Origin of the sequence: Wenjunlia vitaminophila DSM 41686, from assembly GCF_000380165.1 — a bacterium.
In the GTDB taxonomy this organism is placed as follows: domain Bacteria; phylum Actinomycetota; class Actinomycetes; order Streptomycetales; family Streptomycetaceae; genus Wenjunlia; species Wenjunlia vitaminophila.
Window position 1 is genome coordinate 95411 of record NZ_KB904669.1, and the last position, 25122, is coordinate 120532.

20 protein-coding genes are annotated in these 25122 nt (G+C 71.4%); 12 read left to right on the forward strand and 8 right to left on the reverse strand.

Annotation, left to right across the window (positions count from 1 at the left end; all coding sequences use genetic code 11):
• Positions 1-84: 84 nt before the first annotated feature.
• Positions 85-2286, reverse strand: coding sequence for an MMPL family transporter (locus tag A3IG_RS0113710; RefSeq protein ID WP_018384141.1), 2202 nt, complete (start codon positions 2284-2286; stop codon positions 85-87).
• 239 nt (positions 2287-2525) lie between these two features.
• Here A3IG_RS0113710 and A3IG_RS0113715 point away from each other — a divergent pair, with 239 nt between their 5' ends.
• Both A3IG_RS0113715 and A3IG_RS0113720 read left to right on the forward strand, forming a co-directional pair.
• Positions 2526-3728: a cystathionine gamma-lyase gene (locus tag A3IG_RS0113715; RefSeq protein ID WP_018384142.1), complete on the forward strand. Its 1203-nt coding sequence runs from the start codon at positions 2526-2528 to the stop codon at positions 3726-3728.
• Positions 3729-3796: 68 nt separating this feature from the next.
• On the forward strand, positions 3797-4261 hold the full coding sequence (locus A3IG_RS0113720) for an NUDIX domain-containing protein (RefSeq protein WP_026220244.1): 465 nt from the start codon (positions 3797-3799) through the stop codon (positions 4259-4261).
• 49 nt (positions 4262-4310) lie between these two features.
• On the opposite strand, the gene A3IG_RS0113725 is transcribed toward A3IG_RS0113720, so the two are convergent.
• Together A3IG_RS0113725 and A3IG_RS35860 are read right to left on the reverse strand one after the other, a co-directional pair.
• Complete coding sequence (locus tag A3IG_RS0113725) at positions 4311-5099, reverse strand: pyridoxamine 5'-phosphate oxidase family protein (RefSeq protein WP_018384144.1); 789 nt, start codon at positions 5097-5099, stop codon at positions 4311-4313.
• A gap of 39 nt (positions 5100-5138) precedes the next feature.
• Positions 5139-6233, reverse strand: a complete 1095-nt coding sequence (locus A3IG_RS35860; RefSeq protein WP_040911464.1) for a globin domain-containing protein — start codon at positions 6231-6233, stop codon at positions 5139-5141.
• Here A3IG_RS35860 and A3IG_RS35865 point away from each other — a divergent pair.
• A complete protein-coding gene (locus A3IG_RS35865) occupies positions 6232-6522 on the forward strand; it encodes a hypothetical protein (protein WP_322887995.1) in 291 nt (96 codons plus the stop codon). The genes A3IG_RS35860 and A3IG_RS35865 overlap by 2 nt on opposite strands.
• Positions 6523-7363: 841 nt before the next feature.
• Here the strand turns inward: A3IG_RS35865 and A3IG_RS0113735 are convergent.
• Positions 7364-7990 carry an HAD family hydrolase gene (locus A3IG_RS0113735; protein WP_018384147.1) on the reverse strand — a complete coding sequence of 209 codons (627 nt, stop codon included), beginning with the start codon at positions 7988-7990 and terminating at the stop codon, positions 7364-7366.
• Between the two features lie 121 nt (positions 7991-8111).
• Positions 8112-8495, reverse strand: coding sequence for a YunG family protein (locus A3IG_RS0113740; RefSeq protein ID WP_026220245.1), 384 nt, complete (start codon positions 8493-8495; stop codon positions 8112-8114).
• Between the two features lie 381 nt (positions 8496-8876).
• On the opposite strand from A3IG_RS0113740, the gene A3IG_RS0113745 reads away from it, so the two are divergent.
• Both A3IG_RS0113745 and cpt read left to right on the forward strand, forming a co-directional pair.
• Positions 8877-12005 (forward strand): DUF5722 domain-containing protein, encoded by a 3129-nt coding sequence (locus A3IG_RS0113745; RefSeq protein ID WP_018384149.1) that lies wholly within the window; start codon positions 8877-8879, stop codon positions 12003-12005.
• 181 nt (positions 12006-12186) lie between these two features.
• Positions 12187-12717: a chloramphenicol phosphotransferase CPT gene (cpt, locus tag A3IG_RS0113750; protein ID WP_040911426.1), complete on the forward strand. Its 531-nt coding sequence runs from the start codon at positions 12187-12189 to the stop codon at positions 12715-12717.
• A gap of 62 nt (positions 12718-12779) precedes the next feature.
• Here the strand turns inward: cpt and A3IG_RS0113755 are convergent, their stop codons facing one another.
• A complete protein-coding gene (locus A3IG_RS0113755; RefSeq protein ID WP_040911428.1) occupies positions 12780-14231 on the reverse strand; it encodes an MFS transporter in 1452 nt (483 codons plus the stop codon).
• A gap of 131 nt (positions 14232-14362) precedes the next feature.
• On the opposite strand from A3IG_RS0113755, the gene A3IG_RS29700 reads away from it, so the two are divergent.
• Together A3IG_RS29700 and A3IG_RS0113765 are read left to right on the forward strand one after the other, a co-directional pair.
• Positions 14363-15286 carry a LysR family transcriptional regulator gene (locus A3IG_RS29700; RefSeq protein WP_018384152.1) on the forward strand — a complete coding sequence of 308 codons (924 nt, stop codon included), beginning with the start codon at positions 14363-14365 and terminating at the stop codon, positions 15284-15286.
• A gap of 122 nt (positions 15287-15408) precedes the next feature.
• A complete protein-coding gene (locus A3IG_RS0113765) occupies positions 15409-17061 on the forward strand; it encodes an adenosine deaminase family protein (RefSeq protein WP_104530758.1) in 1653 nt (550 codons plus the stop codon).
• Positions 17062-17159: 98 nt separating this feature from the next.
• Here the strand turns inward: A3IG_RS0113765 and A3IG_RS0113770 are convergent, their stop codons facing one another.
• Positions 17160-17633: an RrF2 family transcriptional regulator gene (locus A3IG_RS0113770; RefSeq protein WP_018384154.1), complete on the reverse strand. Its 474-nt coding sequence runs from the start codon at positions 17631-17633 to the stop codon at positions 17160-17162.
• An 80-nt stretch (positions 17634-17713) separates the two neighbouring features.
• On the opposite strand from A3IG_RS0113770, the gene A3IG_RS0113775 reads away from it, so the two are divergent.
• The 5 genes from A3IG_RS0113775 to A3IG_RS0113795 all read left to right on the forward strand — a co-directional run bounded on the left by A3IG_RS0113775 (position 17714) and on the right by A3IG_RS0113795 (position 24179).
• Complete coding sequence (locus A3IG_RS0113775; protein ID WP_018384155.1) at positions 17714-18457, forward strand: SDR family oxidoreductase; 744 nt, start codon at positions 17714-17716, stop codon at positions 18455-18457.
• 177 nt (positions 18458-18634) lie between these two features.
• Complete coding sequence (locus A3IG_RS0113780) at positions 18635-19657, forward strand: patatin-like phospholipase family protein (protein ID WP_078500451.1); 1023 nt, start codon at positions 18635-18637, stop codon at positions 19655-19657.
• Positions 19658-19667: 10 nt separating this feature from the next.
• Positions 19668-21947, forward strand: a complete 2280-nt coding sequence (locus A3IG_RS31935; RefSeq protein ID WP_051087494.1) for a protein kinase domain-containing protein — start codon at positions 19668-19670, stop codon at positions 21945-21947.
• Positions 21948-22157: 210 nt separating this feature from the next.
• Positions 22158-23387 carry a DUF418 domain-containing protein gene (locus A3IG_RS0113790; RefSeq protein WP_018384157.1) on the forward strand — a complete coding sequence of 410 codons (1230 nt, stop codon included), beginning with the start codon at positions 22158-22160 and terminating at the stop codon, positions 23385-23387.
• Positions 23388-23501: 114 nt separating this feature from the next.
• On the forward strand, positions 23502-24179 hold the full coding sequence (locus A3IG_RS0113795) for a nucleoside/nucleotide kinase family protein (protein WP_104530755.1): 678 nt from the start codon (positions 23502-23504) through the stop codon (positions 24177-24179).
• Between the two features lie 110 nt (positions 24180-24289).
• Here A3IG_RS0113795 and A3IG_RS0113800 read toward each other — a convergent pair whose 3' ends face one another.
• Entirely contained in the window at positions 24290-24802 is a 513-nt protein-coding gene (locus tag A3IG_RS0113800; RefSeq protein WP_018384159.1) for a DinB family protein, read from the reverse strand.
• Positions 24803-25122: the final 320 nt, after the last annotated feature.

Here is a 25122-nt window from a genome sequence, read left to right on the forward strand (position 1 = left end):
CCGCCGTGGGAGGCGGCCGGCCCGGCCTGGTTCTGTTCGCGGTCCTCGGCGAGGGGTCCCCGGGCCGCCCCGGGGACCCGGTCGTCAGTGCCGGCCCGCGGGCTCCGGCTGCCGTTCCGGCTCACCGGCCGGGGGGAGCTGCCCACCCTTGCGGGGGGCGTCGGCGTGGCCGGGCCACCAGGCCCGGTGACCGATCAGCGCGGTGATGCTGGGCACCAGGAACATCGACATCACGAACGCCGAGATGCAGATGCCCACCGAGACCGAGAAGCCCATCTCCGTCATCATGCTCACCCCGGCGAGCATCAGCGAGGCGAACGTGCCGGCAAGGATGATGCCGGCGGACGCGATGGACGGACCGGCGTGCTCGACGGCCAGCGCCGCCGCCTTCCGCGGTTCGTGCCCGGCCCGGGCCTCCTCCCGGAGCCTGGCCACCATCAGGATGTTGTAGTCGGTGCCGATCGCCACCACGAACATGTAGATCAGGATCGGCAACATGAACATCACGCCGGGGTGGCCCACCGGACCCTGGAACACCATCACCGTGGACCCGAGGGTGCCGGTGAAGGTCACCACCACGGCGAGCATCAGGTACCAGGGTGCGACCACGCTGCGCAGCAGCAACCCGAGGATCAGGGCGATCAGCAACCCGGCGACCGGGAAGATCACCTTCATGTCGCGGTTGGTGGCGTCGCGGACGTCGGTGTAGGCCGCGGTGCCACCGCCCACCACCGCGTCGGTGCCCTCGGGGGTCGTGGCGTGCACGGTGCCCCGGAGCGGATCGATGGTGTCCAGCGCCTCGATGCTGAACGGGTTGATGTCGAGCACCGCCTGGATCAGCGCGGTCTTGCCGTCCTCGCTGTACCTGGCCAGGGTCGGCTCGGTGCCCGCGGGGGACCCCTCGGGCGGGTCCACCTCGAGGATGCTGCCGATCTTGTGCTTCCCCTCGAGGCTGGCGGCGAACTTCTCCACCGTCGCCTTGTCCAGCGCCTTGCCGCTCTTGCTGGTGAGGTACACCTCGGTCGGGGTGTCCATACCGGCCGGGAACGCGGACTTCATGTCGTCCATCGCCTGCGCCGACTCGGTGTCGCTGGGGAGCTGGCTGAGCTGGTCGTAGTCGGCCTTGAAGCCCACCACGCCCACGGCCAGGGTGAGCATGACCAGGCCGGAGACGATCGCGGTCACCGCGGGACGACGCCCGACAACGCCGCCGACCTTGTGCGCGAGGGTGCCCTTGGACTGCTTCTGCCAGCCCTTGGACGGCCAGAACACCTTGGTGCCGAGCAGCGAGATGACGGCCGGGACCAGGGTCAGCGCGGATATCGCCATCACCAGCACCGCGACCGCGAGACCGGGACCGAGGGAGCGGAAGCTGCCCAGGGAGGCCAGCAGCATCGCACCGAACGCGATGATGACCGCTCCCGCCGCCGAGGCGATCGCCTCACCGACCCGCTCCACGGAGACCACCATGGCCTCCTTGCGGTCGTCGCCCGCGCGCAGCCGTTCCCGGTACCGGAACAGCAGGAAGAGGATGTAGTCGGTGCCGATGCCGAAGAGCACCACGGTCAGGATGACGGGCAGCGACTGGTCGACGTCCAGGCCCAACCCCTTGGCCACCAGGGCGATCGCCGGCTGGGAGACCATCGAGACCAGGGCCACGCAGACGATCGGCATCAGGGCGGCGATCGGACTGCGGTAGATGATCAGCAGCAGAACGATGATCAGGCCGATCGTCACGATGCCCACGATCTGCTCGGCCCGCTTGAACGCGTCCTCGTTGTCCAGGAGCATCGCCGCCTCGCCGGTGTAACCGACCTCCAGGCCGGTCCCCTTCATCAGCGGCTCTGTCTCGTCCCTGAGCTTCTCCACCACCTTCGGGACGTCCTGGTCGGAGGTGGTGCCCTTGATCTCCGCCGAAGACAGCATGATCTTGCCGTTGTCGGAGACCTGCATGGGCGTGACGCCGAGCACCCGCTCGATCTTCGCGCCAGCGAGCTTGTCCGAGATCTCGGCGACCTTGTCCTCGTCCGCCTTGGTGATGTCCCCGCCGTCAGCGCGCTTGAAGACCAGCAACGCGGAGGCGTCGCTGTTGTCGGGGAAAGCTTCGTCGGACAGGTCCGAGGCCTGGACCGATTCGTACTTGCTGGGCAGGAAGCTCGTCTGGTCGCTGTTGGTGACATCGGCGAGCTTGGGGCCGAAGGCCACAAGCGCCACAGCCGCCAACAACCAGACAGCTATCACCTTCCAGGGGTTGTAGACGACGACCCGGCCGAGTCGTCCGAACATGCTTACTCCTCAATACGGCAGGGGGGATGCAGGGTAAGACTCTAGGCATATGTTCGCCCCCCACGGTGACATTTATGGGCGCCCCGGGGGCAGATCGGCCCAGGGCACGAGCGGCCACCGCGTCTCGTACACCGTAAGGCGGGTGCGGTCTCCTCCCTGAGAAGTAGGGCGGGGCCCCAGGAGGAGTCTCTCCGGGCAGTACGACACCGCTCCACCGGGCAACGAGGGACAATTCACCGATGACCGCACCACGCCCCCCGGCGGACGGCACCCTCGCGGCGCACGCCGGTCTTCCGCCCGCCCGCCCCAACGAACCCCCCCTGCCCGGGCCGGTGTTCGCCGCGCACTACCACCTGCCCGGCGAACCGGCCGGCGACTACCGTTACGGCAGGGACGCCAACCCCACCTGGACCGGCCTGGAGTCCGCACTCGCCACCCTCGAGGCGGGACACCCGGAGGACCGCCCCGCGCCGGACACCGGCGGGGCGACGCCCGCCGCGGGCACCGTGGAGTGTGTGACGTTCGCCTCAGGGATGGCCGCCGTCTCCGCCGTGCTGCTGTCCCAGGTCCGGGCCGGGGACACCGTGGTGCTCCCCACGGACTGCTACTACACGGTACGGCAGCTCGTCCCACGGCTCGAGGGCCACGGCGCACGGGTGCGCCTGGCGCCCACCGCGGGCGAAGGCGCACTCCGGGAGCTGCGCGGCGCACGGCTGGTGTGGCTGGAAACCCCGTCCAACCCGGGGCTCGACGTCTGCGACATCCGCCGGATCGCCGACGCCGCGCACGCCGAGGGCGCACTCGTCGCCGTGGACAACACCCTGGCCACCCCGCTCGGGCAGCGCCCCCTCCACCTCGGCGCCGACTTCTCCGTGGCCAGCGGCACCAAGGCCCTGACCGGCCACGGTGACCTGCTCCTCGGCTACGCCGCCGTGCGCGACCCCGCGTTGGCCCAGGAGCTGCGGCACTGGCGCAGGACGGTCGGCGCCGTCCCCGGCCCCATGGAGAGCTGGCTGGCCCACCGCTCCCTGGCGACCCTGGAGCTGCGCGTCGGGCGGCAGGCGGAGAACGCCCTCGCGGTGGCCACCGAACTGACCCGGCACCCCGAGGTGACCGGGGTGCGGCACCCCGGTCACCCGGACGACCCCGGCCACCCGGTGGCGGCATGGCAGATGCGCCGCTTCGGCTGCGTGGTCTCGTTCACCCTGCCGGACCGGGCACACGCCGAGGCGTTCCTGGACTCCCTGCGACTGGTCCACCAGGCGACCAGCTTCGGCGGGGTGCGCAGTACCGCGGAGCGTCGGGCGCGCTGGGGCGGCGACGCGGTGGCCGCGGGGTTCGTCCGCCTCTCGGTCGGGGTGGAGGACCCGCGCGACCTCGTCGCGGACGTGCGCCAGGCCCTCGACCGGGCACGGCACCTGACCGGGGACGAGGGACGATGACGGGCACCGGACCCGGGGAGCACGACGCAGGTCCCACGGGCGGCACTGGGACGGGGCAGGGGCGTCCCGTGGTCAAGCGCACGGCCCGCGCCATCCTGCTGGACGGCGACGACCTGGTGCTGATCAAGCGCACCAAGCCCCACCGGGCGCCGTACTGGATCACCCCGGGCGGCGGCGTGGAACCGGGCGACGACACCGTGGTGGACGCCCTGCGCCGGGAGGTGGACGAGGAGTTGGGCGCCACCGTGACCCACGTGGTGCCGGCGTTCGTGGACACCGTCCCGCACACCACCGAGGACGGACGGCACGGCGTGAAGGTCCAGCACTTCTTCGTCTGCCGGCTGCGGGCGATGGACCCCGCCCGCCGGCACGGCCCCGAGGTGGAGGAGCCCAACGGCGAGTACGACATCGTCCGCGTCCCGTTCAGCCCGGAGGGAATCGCCTCGGTGGAGGTGGTGCCGCCGTCGCTGCGCGACTACCTGAGCGCGAACGTGGAGGGGGTGAGGGCCCTGCTCGCCGCCGACCTGGCCTGAGGGCGCCCCCCTCCCCCGGGGCTCCGGTTCCGCCCGCGGCGCTGCGCCGTCAGGGAGCGGTGCTCCCCGAGACGTCGGCGTGGGGGTGCTGCTCGGGCAGCCGCCAACCGTCGAACGGCTCGGGTTCGGGCTGTGGCTCGGTGCGCAGTCCGCGTTCCTGCCTGCTCCGGGCCGCCCCGAAGTAGTCGCCGCCCTTGCGCTGGGTGTCGTCGGTGCCCCAGGCCCGGCCCGCCGAGGTGGGCAGCTTCACCATCCGGGGGATGTGCTTGGAGCAGTGGACGTACGCCTCGATGACCTCGACCTCCACCCACACCTGCGGGCGCCGACCGGGGACGGGGTCCACCGGCAGCAGCGGGTACGCCATGCGCATCTCCTGGTCGGTGCGGAACCTGGCGCGGCCGTTGACGTGCAGCCCGATCCGGTCCCGGGTGAAGTCGATCAGCAGGATGCCGACGTACGGGTTCTCGCTGATGTTGGCGAGGCTGGCCATCACCCCGTTCCCCCGGTACTCCGGGTAGGCCAGGCTGCGGGCGCCGAGCACCTGGAGGAAACCGGGCGGGCCGGCGCGGAACGTGCTGTCGCACTCCCCCCTGGCGTCCGCGGTGGACAGGAAGAACATCTCCTGCCGGGCGACGAACTCCTGCATCCGCGGGTTCAGGTGGTCCAGCACCTGGTCGTTGTAGAACCGGTCTGCGCGGGCCGTGGTGCCCATCTTCTCCTGCAACCGGTGTTCCCCCGGCGACCCGGGGCGGTCCCCGGTCGGGTGCGCCCGGCCGGCGGGCAGGTCCGTGCCGTTGGCCGGCCGGCCGGGGCGCCCGGTGCGCTCATCTGCGTACAACGTCTCCCCTGTTCCGCGTCCCATCGCTGGTCGCTGGCGTCACTCGTCCGCCTCCACCGGGTCGCCCACGAAGTCGTGGCGTATCCGGTGCGACGGGATGCCGATTCCGGTCAGCGCGTCCACCCCGCTGCGGATCAGTCCGGGCGGCCCGCTGAGGTAGGCGTCGAACGCCTGCCAGGGGCCGTGTTGGCGCACCAGGTCGGTGAGCGGCTCCGTCCCCTGGCCTTCACCGGGGGTGTCCACCACCGAGTGCAGCGAGAGCCAGGGATGCTGCCGTTCCAGGCGGACCATGGTCTCCAGGTCGTACAGGTCCTCGCGGCAGCGAGCCCCGTAGTACACCTCCACCCTGCGCCTGATGCCGTACGCCGCGACGTCCTCGACGATCGCCTCGATGGGGGCTATCCCCGTGCCGCCGGCCAGACACAGCAGTCCGTGGGCCGAGGAGTGGTCCACCACCATGGAGCCGGCCGGAGGGCCGAGGCGCAGGACGTCCCCGGGCTGGGAGCGGTGCACCAGGGCGGTGCTGACCCAGCCGGCGGGGATCGCCTTGACGTGGAAGGTCAGCAGTCCGTCGGGGCGGGGCGCGGTGGCGAACGAGTAGTTCCGCCAGACCCGCGGCCACCACGGGGTCTCCAGGGTGGTGTACTGGCCCGCCTGGAACGGGTACGGCTGGTCGGGCCGCACCGTGAGCACGACGATGTCCCGGGTGCGCCGCTCCAGGGAGACGACCTCCGCCTCCCACCAGGCAGGAGCCACCCGCTCGTCGGCCGCGGCTGCGTCGATCATGGTCTGCGAGATGGTGGTGTAGGCGCGGACCCAGGCCGCCTCGGTCTCGTCGTCCCACACACCGTCCCCGTAGCGGGACAGCGCGGCGATCAGCGCCTCGCCCACCGCCGGGTAGTGCTCCGACCTGGTGCCGTACTTGCGGTGGCCGCGACCGAGGTTGGACAGGTACTGGGTGAGGAACTCCTGGTCGTCCACGTGCTTGGCCGCGATCAGCAGCGCACGGAACAGCCGGTCGCGCTGGTGGTCCATGGCGGCCGGGAACAGCTCACGCAGGTGGGGGTTGTGCAGGAACAACGTGGCGTAGAAGTACGAGACCACCTTGTCGGCGAACGGGGCGACGGCCTCCATGGACCGCACGATAAGGGCCGCGTCCTCGGAGGTGGGCCGGGCGTTGAGGGGGCGCGAGGGGGCCGGGACCGGCGGGGGGACCGGGGCCTGCGCCACCGAGGTCAGGTCCGCGGAACGCGCGGGTGGCGGGGCGGGTGCCGGTGCCGGCGGCGCGGCCGGGGCGGCGTCGGCCCGTGGTTCCCCCCGGAACAGCGGGTCCACCGAGGAGCCCTGCGACACCGGGGGCACCCAGGGCACGGGGGGCGCCGGCGGCGGGGCGGAGTCCGCGGCCGTCGGCGGGGCGTCGTGACGGGCCGGTGCGGGTGCTAACGGGGCGCCGTGCGCCGACACCTCGGGCGGTGGCCCCGCCCTGCGGGCGGCGGCGCGCAGGGCTGACGCCGACCGCAGCCCGGCGAGCGGGTTGGAACGCGGGCGCGCGGGGGCACCGGTCGGTGTCCGGTGGGCCGGCGACGGGGGGGCGGCGGAACCGGGCGTTGCGGCGGGGGCCGGCGCGGTCGGCCGCGTCGTGTGGACCGGCTGCCCGGGGAGCCCGGGCCTGGACGGAGCGAACCAGCTCCAGCTCCCGTCCTGTTCCACCGGGTCCTGCGGAGGGGGCTGTGCGGGTCCGCCCGGGCGCTCCCGGTTCGCCGCAGAATTACCCGTCCGCGCCGACATGGCTCTCACCGCATCCATCGCCTACCCAAGCCTCGAACTGCTCTCTTCCGCGTACTCGATCCCGAATGGACAAGAGCCTCTTCCGCATTGCCCCACCGCGTCACCGTATTCGCCACGTCTCAGTTCACGTGCCGAAATCCCTGCCCATACCGGACATCCTTTGTGGAGATTCAGTGAAGGGCACGGTTTGACCCATGATCTCCGCCTCGGTGGCCGAAATCCCTACACAGGGGACGGGTGCGGACCGCAGGTCAGGAAGCGTTGGGAGGTGGGCGCCACGCCCAGAGGATCGTTAACTGGTGGGTCGCGCGCCTCCGTGGTCGTTTTCCGTCGCTGATTGCAACCGACCATACCGGGCCGAGTCAAATAAACAACCCCCGGCCCCGCGCCGCTGTTACACGGGCATGCGCCAGACACACGTCGAAACACCGGCAAAGTCGATAGTCACCGAAGAAATCCAGCCATCTACACCCCGTTCACCGCACCAGGGCATACGCCTCGCGCAGATCGTTCCCGCTGTAGGAATGGCTCGCCAGGTCGTTGACGTGGTGGTCCGCATTGATCGCCACCGCGGTGGGCACCGTGGCGAACAGCGGAGCGTCCGAAAGCGAGTCCCCGTAGGCCACGCAGCGCTGCGGCGGCACCCCGAACCGGGCGCACAGCTCCTCGGCGACCCGCACCTTGGTCTCCGGCCGAAGGATTCCGGACGGGTCGAGTTCCGCCCCGGCGAACGGCATCCGTGGAAAGACCGACGCCCGGGCCTCGTGCGCACCCCACTCCCGCAGCCGCTCCACGAAGAAGTTGGGCGACAGGGAGATCACCGCGCAGAACTCGCCCCGTTCCCGGATGTCCGCCCACACCTCGCGGATGCCGCGCAGCCAGGGCGCCCCGGCGAACGCCGCCGCGACCTGGGCCTCGCTGAGCGACTCGAACTTCTGGTAGGCGGCCACCGCGTACCCCGGCGCGTCGATCAGCCCGGCCGAGAGGTCCCGCTCCAGCGCCTGGAAGTGGGCGACGAGCCCCAACTCCCGGGCGATCTCCAGGCAGGCGGACGATCCGCGGATCAGGGTCCCGTCCATGTCGAACAGATGCAGTCGGCTCATGCGGACAGGGTAGGTGGCGTCCTGGAGGCCCCCTCGGGCCCGACGCGGGCGCGGGGCCTCCACCGGTCAACGACGCGCCGCCCCTCGGCCGTTGCCCCGTACCGGTGTGCCGGCCCGCCCGTCAGAGCCTGGACAGCACCCGGCCGGAGAGCACCTGGTACTCCCTCCAACGGTGCACCGGGCGGGTGGTCTGCCGGCGGGCCACCCGACCCGCGCCGATCGTCTGGCCGTCGCGGAACTGGTCCCTCGCGAGGTCGATCTCGATCCCCGTGGGCAGTCGGTTCCACCAGTGGTAGCCCAGCCGTTCGCCACGGTGGTGGACGTCGGCGACCATCAGGTCCCCGCCGAACACGTCGTTGAGCAGGAGCGCGGTGATGTCGCCGTGCCCCCAGCCCGGGTTCTCCCCGGTCCAGCCGGCCCTCGCCGCGTCGTCCGGTGAACAGGTGTCGGCGGCCCAGCTCGCACGCAGGGCATCCTCGATGCCGGTCAGGGTCCAAGGCGTCATGCCCAGCAGCATGCCCCAGGGCACCGACAGCACCTCCGGCCGCAGCCGCGCACCGGGTCGGGCCCCATGGGCAGTGAAATGTTTCAGAACTGCCCTATGTCAAAGCGGCCAGCGCCACCCGTCCAGACGCCGCGCCACCGGCGAACCAAGGCTCGCCGAGCCTCAATCCCCTTCTCCACCAAGGGTTCTCGGTGCCGCACACCCAATCGCTGCACGGGCGTTGACAGCGCGATTGAGCCAGCGTCACACTTCCAGCCGTATGAAAGGTTTCAATTCCTAGGGGGGCAGCCCTCGGCACCGGCTGTCCCGGCGCCCGAGGACGGACCGGCGGGGCAGCGGCGGATCGCAGGGAACACTCGCTCGGACACACCAGGAGAAACGATGGTCCAAGCACGACGAAGACTTCGGCCGGCCGCCGGGCTCCTCGCCCTCGCACTGGCCCTCCCGGTCGCGTGGACGGCCGCCCCCGCCCGGGCGGACACCGCGCCGGGCATCACCTCGGTGGCCGCGGACCAGGACACCGTCACCATCACCGGCCGGTCATCCGCTGACGAAGTCGCGCTCTACGCCCTCGAGTCCTGGCAGGACGCCGCCGACCGCGCCACCGGGGAGCCGGTCGCCACCGTCTCCCCGGGCGACGACGGCGGTTTCACCGCCCGGATCGCCCGCCGGGAGGGCCAGGACGACCACTTCGACGACAAGTTCCTCGCGGTCGCCGACGACACGGTCCTGGGCACGCCGCACTACGTGGACGACGTGCGCTTCCCCGGCATCACCGACACCCCGTACCCGCACGTCGCGGGCAAGAAGGGGTTGCAGGTCGAGATGACCGACGACGCGGAGGAGACCGGCACCGGCCACGCCGCGGTCAACGTCGCCCTCGACCAGGTGATGCGGGCCGGGCCGAACGCCGCCCAGAACGCCGTCCCCTTCACCTCCCGCGGCCGGACCTACTACTTCGACAAGGCCGCGGTCGGCTCCCTGGACTCCCAGATCAAGCCGCTGTCGGACAACGGCATCCTGGTCAACCTCATCCTCATCCTGTACCAGAACAACCGCCCGACCTCCGCCTGGCCCGAGCTGGTGCACCCCGACGCCGAGATCGGAAAGGGCACGGTCTACGCCTTCGACACCAAGACCGCGGAGGGCACCGGCTACCTCACCGCCGCCATGGAGTTCCTCGCCGACCGGTACACCCGCGCCGACGGCGCCCACGGCCGGGCCAGCGGCTGGATCGTCGGCAACGAGATCGACGCCCAGCGGTACTGGTACAACATGGGTGCCCAGTCCCTCGACGACTTCCTCGAGTACTACGCCCGCGCCCTGCGGATCACCTGGCAGTCCGTCCGCAAGGCCGACACCAACGGCCGCGTCTACACCTCGCTGACCCACTACTGGACGGCGGCGGTCGGCGACGACCACCTGCGCGAGTACCGGGGCCGGGACGTCATCGACGGGCTCAACCGGCTCACCAAGGCCCAGGGCGACTTCCCGTGGAACCTCGCCCACCACCCGTACCCGGAGAACCTGTTCAACCCGGCGTTCTGGAACGACAGGACCGCCACCGACAGCTTCGACAGCCAGCGCATCACCTTCAAGAACATCCAGGTGCTGCCCCGCTACATGGCGCGAAGCGAGCAGCTCTACCAGGGACAGCCCCGCCGGATCATCCTGTCCGAACAGGGCCTCAACGCCCAGGACTACTCCGAGGAGGCGCTGGACCTACAGGCCGCGGCGTACGCCTACGCCTACTACAAGATCGCGTTCCTGGACGGCATCGACAGCTTCATCCTCCACCGCCACGTGGACCACCAGCACGAGGGCGGGCTCCACCTCGGCCTGTGGACCTGGGACGACGAGCACGGCGCCGCCGCCATGCCCGGCGAGCACAAGCCGATCTACGACGTCTACCGGGACATCGACACCGTGCGGTCGCTGGAGGCCACCGAGTTCGCCAAGGAGATCATCGGGATCTCCGACTGGGCGGACGTCATCCCCGGTTTCGACCCGGCGGAGCTGGCGGTGCGCTCCGCGCCCGACCCCGTGGGGGTGCGGCACCAGGCCACCCCGGTCGTCGAGCGCGTGGTCTCCGACTTCACCGACGGCACCGACGGCTGGCGGGCGTCCGACAACTCCTCGGGCGTCAGCCAGGTGGACGGCGCGCTGCGGGTCGGCTTCAACGGCTCCGTCCCCGGCTGGTCCCGGTACGCGAAGACCTGGAAGGGCGCCGACCTGGTTCTCGACCAGCCGTTGGACGCCAGCACCCACCCGCAGCTCTCGGTGTCCGTGCGCGTCCCGGCCGACGCCGACGACCGTTTCCGGCCGGGCAACACCTTCCACGCCAAGGTGCGTGTCTACGGGAAGGACGGGCGGGTCGCCGCGGGCACCGCACCCCTGTCCGCCCAGGGCGACTTCGAGCGGCTGACCGTGGACCTGTCCGCGTGGGAGTCCCGCTCGGCCGTCTCCCGGATCAAGGTCTGGGTGCGCGGCTCGGTCGGTGACGACTGGAACGGCTACTTCGACCTGGACCAGGTGAGCCTGGCCGCGGCGGCGGTCCCCTCGCCGACCGACCACAACGTGGACGTCACCGCGCGGACCGAGGGACGCGGAGAGATCGGTTCGCCCGTGACCCTCACCGTCACCAACCACGACGTGGCGCCCCTGGCGGGCCGGCTCGAGCTGCGCGCCTGCGCCGGGGTGGCGGTCGATACGCAGGACGTCACCCTGGGGCGGCTCGCCACCGGGCAGAGCCAGACGATCACCACCCGGGTGACGGCCTTCACCCCGCAGAACCCCGAGTACCCCGTGGTCTGCGCCGCCTACCCGGGCGGTGAGCGCAGGGTGACCTTCCGCCTCCCGCCCGCCTCCCAGCAGGTGCCCCCGGCCCCGGACGCCTTCGCCAACCGGGAGTTCAACGACGCCTTCGACACCGACAGCACCGGGAGCTACCGGGCGAACCGGGTGCTCCCCGAGGACAGGGCCCTACCGACGCTGACCGTCCAGGGCGGCACCCTCAACGCCTCCCACCCGACGCAGAGCTGGTTCGGGACCTACGCCGGTGACACCTCGCCGCGCAGCCCCGCCTTCGCAACCAGCGTCACGGTGCGCCGGTTCCAGGGCACCTCGTCCGACATGGACACCGTCTACACCGGACTGGTGCGGGACGGGACGACCGACGTGCTGGCCTACTACGTCAACACCCGCAAGGCCGTGGGATTCGAGGTGCGCGGCCCCCAGGTGCCGGGCGGCATCGCGGTGTTCGGCGCCAAGCAGGACGTCACCGTCCCCGACGGCGGCAGGTTCGCGCTGAGCGTGGTGGGCGAGCGCGCCGCGATCTACGTGGACTCTGGTGACGGGTGGAAGCTGGTCACCGCCACCACCCTGGACCACCTGCCGGACCTGTCCGACGCCACCGTGCGGGCCCAGTACCGTTACGGCTTCGGTGTGCGCGGCGACGCCGGACCCGCCGCGATCGCCGTGGACGCGGTCGAGGGACGCAGCATCGCCTGACCCGCGCGACCGGACCGCGACCGCGGCACCTGTCCTCCCGCCCCGCTGTTCCCCGACCGCCACCGAGGTCGGGGAACAGCGGGGCGCCCCCTTGGGGACACGACGTCCGACCGCCCCCGGGCCGCGAACGTTCGCCACAAATCCGTTTTGTGTGCGTGCTCGGTGGCCCTACAGTGGCGCGATGTCGCAAGTCATCGTGCTCAACGGGGGGTCGAGCTCGGGGAAGTCGGGCATCGCCCGGTGCCTCCAGGCGGTCCTGCCCGACCCGTGGCTGACGTTCGGCATCGACAGCCTCATCGAGGCGATGCCGGCCTCCATCCAGGCGTCCACCGAGGGCATCACGTTCGCCGAGGACGGCGGGGTGTCGGTCGGGTCGGAGTTCACGGCCCTGGAGGCGGCCTGGATGGACGGGATCGCCGCGATGGCCCGGGCGGGGGCCCACATCATCATCGACGACGTCTTCCTCGGCGGGGCCGCGTCCCAGCAGCGGTGGCGGAAGGCACTGGACGGGCTCGACGTGCTGTGGGTGGCCGTCAGGTGTGACGGCGCCGTCGCCGCGGGCCGCGAGGTGGCGCGTGGCGACCGGGTCACCGGGATGGCGGCGTCACAGGCGCAGGTGGTCCACGAGGGCGTCGTCTACGACCTCGAGGTGGATACCACGCGCACGGAGTCGATGGAGTGTGCCCGAGCCGTGGCCGCCCGCGTGGGCTGAACGCCCCCGCGTCCCCGTTCCCCGCGCCCCCGTTCCCCGCGTCACCGTTCCCCGTCCAACGGTCAGCAGTTGACGGCCGCGGTGGGTTCCGCGGCGGCGGGCCCGCGGGCGACCACCGAGGTGCCGCCACGACCGGGGCGCAGGCCGAGGAGGCCGACGAGGGTGGCGGCGACGGCGGCGACGAACGGCACCAGCAGCGCGGCCCGGTAACCGTGCAGGAGGTCCGCGGCCGTCGAACCGTCGGTGGCGGCGACGTTGACAGCGCTGGCCGCGGAGAGCCCGAGGGCCGCACCGATCTGGAACGACGTGTAGAGCAGGCCGCCGGCCAACCCCTGCTCCTCCTCCGCGACGCCCTCCGTCCCCGCGATGGTGAGCGGCCCGTACGCCAGGGAGAAGGCGAGTCCGACGCCGAGCAGACCGGGGAACATCACGGCGTACGACCAGTCGGCGCCGAGCGGCAGGAACAGGCCGTAGGCGAGCGCCGCGATCAGCAGTCCGCCCAGGATGACCGGGGGCTTGCCGAACCGGTTGACCAGCCGCGGGGTCAGCGTCGGGGACAGGACGGCGTCGGCCCCGAGGACGAGCATCGCGAAGCTGGTCTGCAGGGTGGACCAGCCGCGCAGCTCCTGGAGGTACAGCACGAGGAGGAACTGGAAGCCGAAGAACCCCGCGGCGAAGAGCATCGCCGCGAGGTTGGCCCGCACCAGGCGGCCGTTGCGGAAGAAGTCCAGTCGGACCAGCGGCGCGGACGAGCGGCGTTCGATGGCTAGGAAGGCCGCGAGGAGGGCCGCGCCGGCCAGCAGCGTGCCGACGCTGACGGCGACCCCGGCGTGGCCGGCGCGCTCGACCGCCAGGACGATCAGCACCAGGGCCGCGGTGACGGTGAACGCCCCGGCCAGGTCGATGCCCTGCCCCCGCCGCTGCGGTCGGGGGGACGCCGGGACGAACACCAGGGCCGCGACCAGGATGACCAGGGAGAGCGCCACGGGGGCGAAGAAGACCCACCGCCAGTTGACGGCGGTGAGCAACCCCCCGGCGACCAGCCCGACGGAGAACCCCCCGGCGCCGGTCCCCGTGTAGATGAGCAGCGCCCGGTCGCGCTCCGGGCCCTCGGCGAAGCTGGTGGTGATGATGGAAAGGCCGGCCGGGGTCATGAACGCCGCGGCGACCCCCGTGACGAACCTGGCGGCGATCAGCATCCACCCCTCGGTGGCGAGGCCACCGAGTCCGGAGAACAGCAGGAAGACCGTGAGCCACAGGACGAACATCTGACGACGTCCGAACAGGTCGGCCACTCGCCCACCCAGGAGCATGAAGCCCCCGTAGCCAAGGACGTAGGCGCTCATCACCCACTGGAGTTCGCCGGTGGGCAACCCCAGGTCGGCACGGATCGACGGCAGGGCCAGGTTGAGCATGGCCACGTCGATGCCTTCCAGGAATATCGCGCCACACAGCACGAGCAGGATGCCCCGGTTGCGCACGCGCACCGCGTCCGGGCTCTTCACGGCACTCATCAGGTCCCCTTCTAGGGAGATGCAGTCGGTACCTCCAGCCTCGGCCGCCACCCGGGGTGGAACAACATCGATGATCACAACGTTCGTTCAATCTGTCTTACCGATAATCCTCGACGTGGTTGGAGGCACACGTGGACCGGTACGAACTCGAGTGCTTCCTCGTTCTCGCCGAAGAACTGCACTTCGGACGGACCGCGACCCGGTTGCACCTGTCCAGGGCCCGGGTGAGCCAGCTCGTGCAGAAGCTGGAACGCCGCGTCGGCGCGCCCCTGTTCGCGCGGACCAGCCGGCAGGTCACGCTCACCCGCCTCGGGGAACGGCTGCGCGACGACCTCGGTCCGCACCACCGCGCCATCCGGGAGGCCCTGGAGCGGGCCACCGCCACGGCCCGGGGCATGGCCGGCGCGCTGCACGTCGGCTTCTCCACCCCCCTGGCGGGCGAGATGACGATGCGGGCGGCCGAGGCCCTGCGCACCGCGCACCCCGACCTGGTGGTGGAGATCTGCGAGGTGCCCATGTCCGACCCGTTCGGGCTGCTGCGCAGGGGCCAGTTCGACGTCCAGCTCGTGGACTTCCCGGTGCGGGAGAGCGACCTGACGGCGGGGCCCGCGCTGCTGACCGAGGAGCGGGTGCTCGCGGTCGCCGCCGGGCACCCGTTGAGCGCCCGGCACGCGGTGTCGCTCGAGGACCTCGGCGACGTTCCGCTGCTGACGGTGGACGGCGACGTCCCGGACTACTGGCTGGAGCACCGGTTCCCCAGCCGCACCCCCAACGGCCGGCCGATCGACCACCGACCGGCCGTGACCAACATGCAGGAGGCGCTGGTGCTCGTCTCCGCCGGCAAGGGGGCCATGCTGACCGCCGCGCACACCGCCGCCTACCACCGCTGGCCGGGGGTCGCCTACGTTCCGCTGGTGGGCGGCGTCCCCGTCCGGTACGGCCTGGTGTGGCGGACCGGCAACGGCTCACCGGCCGTCGAGCTCTTCGGCCACCTGGCCGGGAAGGCCGCACGCGCAGTGGTCGGGGAGGACCCGCAACGGGCGCTGCCCCGCTGACCCGCGGACGTCAGCGCCAACCGGCAGGGCACCAGGGGCACATCAGTCAGAATTCCGCTAACCGGGTGAAAAGTGCACGTCAGACAATGAGGTCACGGTCCGGCTACTCCAGGATGACCGACATGCCCCTCTCATCCCCGGCCGCCGAGCGGCGGCGCCGCGTGGCCCGGTTCACACCGCTCCTGAGCATCGCCCTGACCCTTGCCCTGGCCCCCGCCCAGCCCGTGCAGGCCGCGGGGAGCGGCGCGAACGGGCCCACCGCCACCGAGGCCCGCGTCTCGGCCTACCTGCGGGACGCACGCGACCGACCCGCGGAGCTCGCCGCGTTCTTCAGGGCCCTGCCCAAGGGTGCGGACCTGCACAACCACCTGTCGGGCGCGGCCACCACCGAACTGCTGCTGAGGCTCGCCGTGGAGGACGGCTACTGCATCGACCGGACGACCCTCACCGCGAGCCCACCGCCCTGCACGGGGAACACCCACCCGGCGGCCGACACGGTCACCGACCGCGCGTTCCGGGAACAGGTCATCCGCGCCTGGTCGATGAAGGACTTCACCCCCAGCCAGGGCGAGACCAGCCACGACCACTTCTTCGCCACCTTCGGCAAGTTCGGCGCGGTCAGCGGGCGCCACCCGGGACGGCTGTTGGCCCAGGTCGCCACCTCCGCCGCCAAGCAGCACCAGTTCTACCTCGAGACCATGCTGACCCCGGCCTCGTCCGCGGCTGCCGCCCTCGCCGCCAAGGTCGGGTACGACAGCGACCTGTCCCGGTTCCGCGACAAACTGCTCGCCGACGGCGGCATGGACGGCGTCGTCCGGCAGGCGATGGCCGAGACGGACGCGATGATGAAGGAGTTCCGCGCCGCCGCGCACTGCGACACCGACCACCCCGCCGCCGGGTGCGCCCTGCCGGTGCGGTTCATCTCCCAGGTGGCGCGGGGAGGTCCGCCCGAGCGGGTCTTCACACAGATGGTCCTCGGCATGGAACTGGCCGAGCGCGACCCCCGTTTCGTCTCGCTGAACCTCGTGCAGCCGGAGGACAATCCGGTGGCGCTCGCCGACTACCGCCTCCACATGCGGATGCTGAAGTACCTGCGCGGCGTGTACCCCGACGTCCCCCTCACCCTGCACGCGGGAGAGCTCGTTCCCGGGCTGGTCAAGCCCGAGGACCTGCGCTTCCACATCCGCGAGGCCGTGCTCACCGCCCGAGCCGACCGGATCGGCCACGGCGTGGACATCCGCCACGAGGACGACCACCGGGACCTGCTGCGCCTGATGGCCCGACGGCACGTGCTGGTGGAGGTGCCGCTCACCAGCAACGCGCAGGTCCTGGGCGTCACGGGCTGGCGGCACCCCTTCCCGCTCTACCGGCGGTACGGCGTGCCGGTCGCCCTGGCCACCGACGACCCCGGCGTGGAGCGGACCGACATCAGCCGCGAGTACCAGCGGGCCGCGCTCACCTACGACCTGGACTACCGGACGCTGAAGGACCTGGCCCGCACCTCCCTGGAGTACGGCTTCCTGAAGGGCCGCAGCCTGTGGCGCAGCCGCGACGCCTTCCGGGTCGTCCCGCAGTGCGCCGGGGACCACCGCGGTGATCCCACCCCGAGCACCCGCTGCGCCCGGTTCCTCGCGTCCAGCCCCAAGGCCGCGGTGGAGTGGAAGCAGGAGGGCGCCTTCCGGGCCTTCGAACGCAACATCGGTGACCAGTGGTCCAGGAGCACGTCCGCGGCCACGCCCAGGACCGCCGACGAGCTCGTCGCGGCCGGGCACTGACCGGGCCGCACCCCGAACCCACGTCCCCGCTGCCGGGGCTGGTCAGAACCAGCCCCGGCAGCGGCACGGGTGGGAACCCAGCGCTGTCGGCACGCGGACTACGCCGTCCCCGCGAGGCGCTGCCGGGTGCGGGACGGTGCCGACGGGGGGAGGGCGGCCAGGACGTCGGCGAGCGTGCTCCCGGCGAGACTGCTCCGCCACGCCTCGTGCGCGTCGGCCATCTTCTCGGCGAGGACGCAGGTACGACGGCAGTCCTCGGGGGGCAGCGCCCCCCGTCCCTGTTGACGGATCTCACGGCACTCGTACGGCGAGGCGGCGCCGTCCACGGCCTCGACGATCTGCAGGAGCGTGATCTCCGAGGCGGGCCGCGCGAGCCGGAACCCTCCCCGCGGGCCCGTGGTCGCGGCGAGCAGCCCCGCCCTGACGAGCGCCTTGAGCTGCTTGGCGAGGTAGGCCGCCGGCAGGTCGTAGTACTGCGCGAGCTGCGTGGTGGACGCGCTGGACCCCGGGTCGAGCTGCGCCAGCGTCGTGGCGCAGTGCAGGACCCACTCCGTACTCACAGGCAGCTTCACGCCCCTCATTCTATCCCAGACATTGTGGACCCATTTAGTCCGTGATAGCGTCGGCGACACCACAAGAAGGAGAGACCACCATGCGCATCGCCGTCGCCGGCGCCACCGGGAACATCGGGGCCCTCACCGTCGCCGCACTCGGGAGGGACGGGCAGGACGTGGTGCGGATCAGCCGCTCCCTCGGCGTGGACCTGACGACCGGTGACGGTCTCGACGAGGCCCTGGCCGACGTCGACGCGGTCATCGACGTGACCAACGGACCGGCGGCCGACCGGGCCGAGACCGTGGCCTACTTCGGCGCGGCCACGCGGAACATGCTCGCCGCCGAGGAGCGGGCCGGCGTCCGTCACCACGTGCTGCTGTCGATCGCCGGGATCGACCGCATCGAGGGCAACGCGCACTACGCCGGCAAGCGCGAGCAGGAGCGCCTCGTGGCGACCGGACCCGTGCCGTGGACCATCGTCCCGGCCACGCAGTTCCACGACTTCGCCGCGACGGTGACGAGCTGGACCGAGCGCGACGGCGTCGCCACCATCGCACCGCTGCTGGTGCAGCCGGTCGCGCCCGCGGACGTGGCGGACGTCCTCGCCGAGATCGCTGCCGGAGAGCCGCGGGGGCGCCACGTCGATGTCGCCGGGCCAGAACCGCAGGACCTGGTGGACATGGCCCGCCGCACCAACGAGGCGCGCGGCCGGGCGGTGAAGCTGGTGCCGACCTGGTCCACCGTCTTCGGTCCCGCGATGGCCGGGGACGTGCTGCTGCCCGGCGACGACGCCCGCATCGCGCCGACCACCTTCGACGAGTGGCTCGCGGAACAGCGGTAGGCCGGCCGCGGCAACCCTCCACCGCCGCACACACGACCGTCATCCGAACAATGCCCATGGCATGTTCTTCAACAACCGTTGGAGTGGTTCGATTTCGCCCTGTCGACGTTGACTCGTCATAACCGTGCGTGCCAATCTGGCTGTCCCTGTTGTCACCGAACGCCTGGAGTTGAGGCGATGGACGGCAGCGTATGGCTGGCTGATCACCCGGTACTCGAGGTTCTGCGACGTAGGCGCGAGAAAGGCCACACCCGGGAGAACCCCGCCGACGACCTGAAGATCGGGCTTGCTGTCGAAGGTGGGGGAATCCGCGGCGTGGTGTCCGCGGCCATGCTCTGCGCACTCGAGGACCTGGGATTCCTGAACGCGTTCGACTCGGTGTACTCCGCCTCTTCCGGGGCGATCAACAGTGGGTACTTCCTCCTGGGCAACACCTGGTACCCGTTGTCCATTTACTACGACGATCTCGCCACTCGCCGATTCGTGGACTTCCGCAGGTTCCTCCGGGGCGAGATCATGGATCTCGACTACGCCTTCGAGATCGTCGACAGGGTCAAGCCGCTCGACTACGAGGCCGTCATCGCCTCGCCCACGAAACTGCACATCGCCGTGACCCTGGTCGACGAACTGCGGACCGAGGCCGCGTGCGACTTCACCGACCGGGCGGACCTGCGCGAGGCCCTCGTGGCGAGTGCCTGGTTACCCGTCGCACTGCACGGCACCACCAAGTTCCGGGGCAGGAGGGCCCTGGACGGGGGCGTGCTGACGCCGCACCCGTACCGCCTCGCGCTCGACGACGGCTGCACCCACGTGCTGTCACTGAGCACCAGGCCGGTCTCACCCCCGCCCGAACAGCTCACCCTCTCGCAGCGATACGGAATTCGCCATCTCAACAAGATCCACGAAGGCCTCGGATGGGGATACCGGGACGCCATCGTCCGGTACCGGGAGGAACGGCGCACCCTGCAACGCCGCATGACGGAGCCCGGCGACCCCCCGTACGTCCTCGATCTGGCCCCGCTGCCATGGATGGCACAGGTGAAGCGGCACGAACTGGACCCGGGACGAATTCTCGCCGGGGCACGCGGCGGATACGAGACGATGTACTGCGCGACCGAACGACAGGACCCACGGCTGGTTCAACAAGGCCGGATTCGAGCGGTGCCGCGTCTGAGCATCGTGAATGGAAACGACGGCTAGAACCATCGAAATGAGTGGCTTACGGGTCGTCGTCCGCCTGGTGTCCGGTGTTCACACGGTCACCGCGGCCACCATGTGCGAGGAGGAGCTGCGTTCCTGGCCCGCTGAGGAATGGCACCGTCTCTTCCTGGAGTTGCCCTGGGACGCCTACACCTTCCTCGGCGAGTTCGAACTGCCCTGGGGCACGGTCATTGACGACCTGCGCCACTGGTGCGGCCAGTTCCCGGACCGGCCCGATTCGGCAAGGCGGAGATACAGATCCGTCTTCGGGAACCTCGGCCTGCTGCTGCTGACCCTCGTCTCCCTGCGCCACTCCTACGAGCGCCGCTATGGTCTCGCCGGGGCCGCCGACGCACGGCCCCCGCACGACTGCGCCGTCGTGTGCCAGCCCCTGATGTGCGAACCGGCAGTGCGGGAAGCGCTCGTCGCCCTCTACGCGCCAGGCACGCCGCTGGACGCGGTCGGCGTGGCCGGGCACGCTGCCGACCCGCTCACCCAGGCGGAGTGGAACCGCATGGATGTGGACAGTCTCCGGTTCCACCGCCACGGAACGACCTCCTTCATCCTGTCCGGCCGGTCGGCGACAACGGTGCACGGGCGCCGACGCTCCCTGGCGCTGAAGTGCATCACCTATCCGTACCTCAGGGTTCCGGCGATCGTGCGGAACACCCGCCGCTACCGGGAGACGTACTCCGTGCCCGACACCGAGGCACGGCACCTGGCCCGGGTGTGGGCGAGCGAAGCCCGGTGGATCATGATGGATCTGGTGCCCGGGGAGACACTGGCCGAGTACCTGCAACGCCAGGTCCGTCCGCACGCGCCGCCCGGAGACATCAGGGTGGACCTGCTCGCGCTGCTGGGGCGGGAGCTCTTCGACGCGCTCGCCGACCTCGAGGACGCCGGACTGCGCCACTGCGACCTGTCGCCGAGCAACATCATCGTCAGGAGCGGGCCGTCGGGGGAGCTGTCCTTCGTCTTGGTCGACCTCGGCGTCAACTACCTCTACGCACACGAGGTGCCGGGGTCGGACGGCCCCGACGCCGCCTACGTCGCCCCCGAGGTCCGTACCGACGCCACGCAGAACGACAGGGCCGACCTGTACTCCGCGGGCAGGCTGCTGATCGCCATCGCCGGTGTGCCCGACGAGCCCGACAGCACCGTCCCGGATGCGTTCTACGCGGAGACCCCCATGTTGGCGCGGTTCCTCGAGGACCTCACCGGCCGGGACCCCGACAACCGACTCGTCATCTTCCGGCCCGAAGGACCACGGGGGCGCTACCGACAACTGCTCCACTTCCTCGAGGAGGAACTCCAGGCGGTCGAGGCCGCCAGGGCCCAGCGGCCGGCCACGGACAAGCGGTGGCTGGCGACCCTGCTCGACCTGCGCACCCCACTGGCCGACGCGCCGGGGCGGCAGCGTCGCCTGTGGGAGGTCCGGCGCGCACAGTCCCTGTACGCCGACCCGGAACGGGGAATGCACGTGCGCTGGCTGCTCGCCTGGTCCAGGGTGTCGGCCTACGCGTGGTACGTCGCCGCCTTCCTCGCCATGACCTGGTGGCTGCGCGACCTCGACTGGAACTGGGGCAACCACCTGACCACCGCGCTGCAACGCGCCGCGGGGAGTTCCGACGACGAACTGCCCGTCCTCGACGGCGTTCGAGCCGACGACTACCCGATCCCGGACCTGCGCGGGAACCTGCCGATCCGGATGGTGGGACTCAGCTTCCTCCTGGCAGGTGTCCGCTTCTACCAGAACACCATTGCCGGCATCACCACCAGGACGACCGGCCGTGGTCTGGGACGGCTGAGCCTCCTGGCCTCGCTGGCGGAGTTCTCCATGCGGGGCTTCTCCCTGGTGCCGGCCGTGCTGGTGCTGCCACCGACCCTGGTCCAACGTGACTGGTGGCCGATCTGCACCGCGATCGGCATCCTCTGCATCTTCCTGTGCAACTTCACCTGCCTGCGCTTCGCCCGCGAGGCCGTTCGCCAGGCCCGCCGAAGGGGTCTGTCCACCGTCCCCAGCGGCCGGATCGCCGGGCTCGAGGTGTTCAGCAACTGGGCACCGACATCGGGTTTCTACTGCATCTCGGCATCCACCATCGGAACGCTGATCTACGTCGGGCTGGTCCAGGACGTCTACGTGTACGCGGCGGCCGTCACCGCGATCAACATCGTGCTGTTCTACGTCATCAAGTGCAGTGGCAGCAGCGCCGCGGACGTCCGGGTCGCCCTCAGCCGCGCCTGCCTGGCCGCGGAGCGCGTCCGACGGGTACCCACGACGGGGCCCTGAACCCCTCGCCCGGCGGCGGCAAGCCCGGCGCGGGACGCCCGACGGCTGAAGGACGGGGCGGGCGTACTCCCTTGGTCGCGGCCCGGCCACCAGGTGTCATCCCTTGGTCGACCACGGGCAGACCGCTGACGGGTGCCCCGCAGTCGGCGGCCTCCCTAGCGTCGAGGGGTGACGGTGGAGACCCCAGACGTACGGCCGTGGCGGGGAGCCGTGCGGCCCGTGGAACGGGCACTGGCGCCCGACCTCGCGCGCGGCGCGATGCTGCTGCTCATCGTGGTCTCGAACACGGCGTTCCACCTGTGGGCGGCGCCCCGCGGACCCTCCGGATGGCACCCCGCGGACGGCTCGTTCGCCGACCGCGCCGTCCAGTTCACGATGATCACCACGCTGGACCTGCGCGTGTACCCGCTGTTCGCGTTCCTCTTCGGGTACGGCATGACGCAGCTCCACCTCCGCCAGACCGCCGCCGGAACCTCCCAGCGCGACGCGGTCGCCCTCCTGCGCCGACGCAGCCTGTGGCTGGTCGCCATCGGGCTGGCCCACGCCACGCTCCTGATGGCCGGTGACATCCTCGGCTACTACGGGCTGCTGAGCCTGGTGCTCGGCTGGCTCTTCCTGCGGCGCGGCGACCGTGCCCTCAAGTGGTGGATCGGCGCCGCCACCGCCCAGCTCGTGCTGCTGGCCGGCGCCCCCGTCCTCACGGCCCTGCTCCAGGGAGAGCCGGGGACGATGGGGGACGCCGGAGCGGAGGCGGGGTACGAGGCGTACGGGGCGGCGGAGGAGAGCTGGCTCGCCGCGGCCGGCACCCGGCTCACGACCGGGCTGTACGTCACCTTCGTCGGCGCGTCCGGGGCCCTGCTCGGCGGTTCCTACGTGATCTTCCTGCTCGGCTTCTGGGCAGCCCGGCGCCGCGTCCTGGAGGACCCGGGCCGCCACCTGCCCCTGCTGCGCCGCACTGCCGTCATCGGCATCACCGTGGGCTGGCTCGGTGGCCTGCCCGCCGCCCTGGCCCACGTGGGCGCACTCGACGTGCCGGACGACGCGCAGAGCGAGGCGGGGGCGCTCACGGTGCTCCGGGACATGACCGGGAACGCCGCCGGGCTCGGCTACGTCGCCGTCGTCGCGCTGTTCGCCCACTGGTGGGCGGGCCGGCCCGGCCGGTGCGGCTCGAGAGGTGTGGCGGCGCTCCGCGCGGTCGGCAAGCGGTCCCTGTCCTGCTACCTCGCCCATTCCCTGATCTTCGCGCCACTGCTGGCGGCCTGGGGGCTGGGACTCGGGGCACACCTGTCCAGCGCGACCATGGCGCTCTTCGCCGCCGCGGTCTGGCTGGTCACGCTGGCCGCGGCGTACGCGTTGGAGCTCGTCGGCCACCGTGGCCCAGCCGAGACGGCACTGCGACGGCTGGTGTACCGGCCGGGAAGGCGGCACCGGGACCGGTAGGCACCCGACGCACGCGGGTCTTCGGCGAGTATGGACCTCACATGGTGGTCACACGGTGCGGGGACGGCGACGAGACCTGACGTCCCGCGCGAGCCGTTGGGAAGGGCGGGCGCAGTGGGAGAACGAGTGCCACGGGCGGCGCTGGTCGGGGCTCTGGTGGAGCTCTTGGTGGCGAGGAGCCCGGAGCGGGTGCTCCGCGTCGCGGTGGACGGTCCGGACGCGGCAGGCAAGACGACCCTCGCCGACGAGCTGGCCCGGAACCTGTCCGGGCGGCGCGAGGCGATCCGCGTCGGCATCGACGGGTTCCACCGGCCCCGAAGCGTCCGGCTCCGGCGCGGGAGCCTGTCGCCGGAGGGCTTCTACCACGACTCCTTCGACCACGACGCCGTCCGCAGGACGGTCCTGGACCCACTGGGCCCCGGTGGGGACCGCCGGTACCGCACTGCCGTGTTCGACCACCGGGTCGACGCGGCGACGGACGAGCCGGCCCGGGTGGCACCGGAGGGTGCGGTCCTGCTGTTCGACGGAGTGTTCGTGCTCCGGCCCGAACTGCGCGAGCACTGGGACGTGAGCATCTTCGTCGACGTGAGCGAGGAGGAGGCACTGCGACGGGCGCTGGTGCGTGACGCGGTGGTGATGGGCGGACCGGACGTCGTACGCGAACGTTACGAACGGCGCTACCTACCCGGGCAGCGGCTCTACCGCGGGACGGCCGCACCCGAACTCGCCGCCGACGTGGTGATCGACAACAACGACCCGGCGCGGCCCCGCGTGGTGAAGTGGACGGCCTGAACCCGCCTCCCGACGCCCCTGGGGCCCGCACGCCCGGTCCCCGCCGACGCGAGCGTGCAGCACGCCCACGACGAACGGCGAGATCGCCAACCGCGCCGCCGTTCCCGGTGCTACACGCCGGCCGTGCCGTCGATGCGCTCGCGGAGCAGGTCCGCGTGCCCGTTGTGGCGGGCGTATTCCTCGATCATGTGGACGTAGATCCAGCGGAGGTTCACCTCCTGCTCCATGAAACGACCCGTGTCGGCCAGAGCACGACCCGCGCAGTGCTCACGGGCGCGGGCGACCTCCGCGTGCCACGTGGCGAGGGCATCACGCAGGGTGGCCCCCGCGGCCAGGTCGAAGCCGCCATCGGGGCCGCGCGGGTCCGCCTGCGGGTCGTAGATGGGCGGGGCCTGCTCCCCGGCGAACACCCGACGGAACCAGTTCCGCTCCACCTCCGCCATGTGCTGGACGAGGCCCGTCAGGGTGAGGCCGGACGGTGGCACGGACGCGACGGCGGCCTGCTCGTCGTCCAGGCCCTCGCACTTCATGGCGAGTGTGGCCCGGTGGAAGTCGAGCCAGCTTTCGAGCGTGGTGCGCTCATCGGCGTTCAGGGGCGGCAGAGGGCGTTCGATGGTACTCATCGGTCAATTATCGCGACCGCTCGAAGCCGTCGACGGGCAGCGCCGAACAGCTCCTCATCGTCGATCACTCTCCGATGTTCACATGGCCCTGGCTGCCCGGACCCCCGATGACGCACTACTGCTGGGGCCGGAAGACATCTCCGGAACCGAGATCGGCCGCATGGTGCGCATTGGGGGCTGGGATCAAGCGACCGGGACGGCCTTGGTGGTTGACCCCAGGCGAGGGGCCTTGCGCCTGGTCACGGACTACGAGGACTGGCGGTTGTCCGGCGGCGCCGGGCAGCCTGGTGGGCGCATGCCCTGGAGCGGGCGGCGGGAGG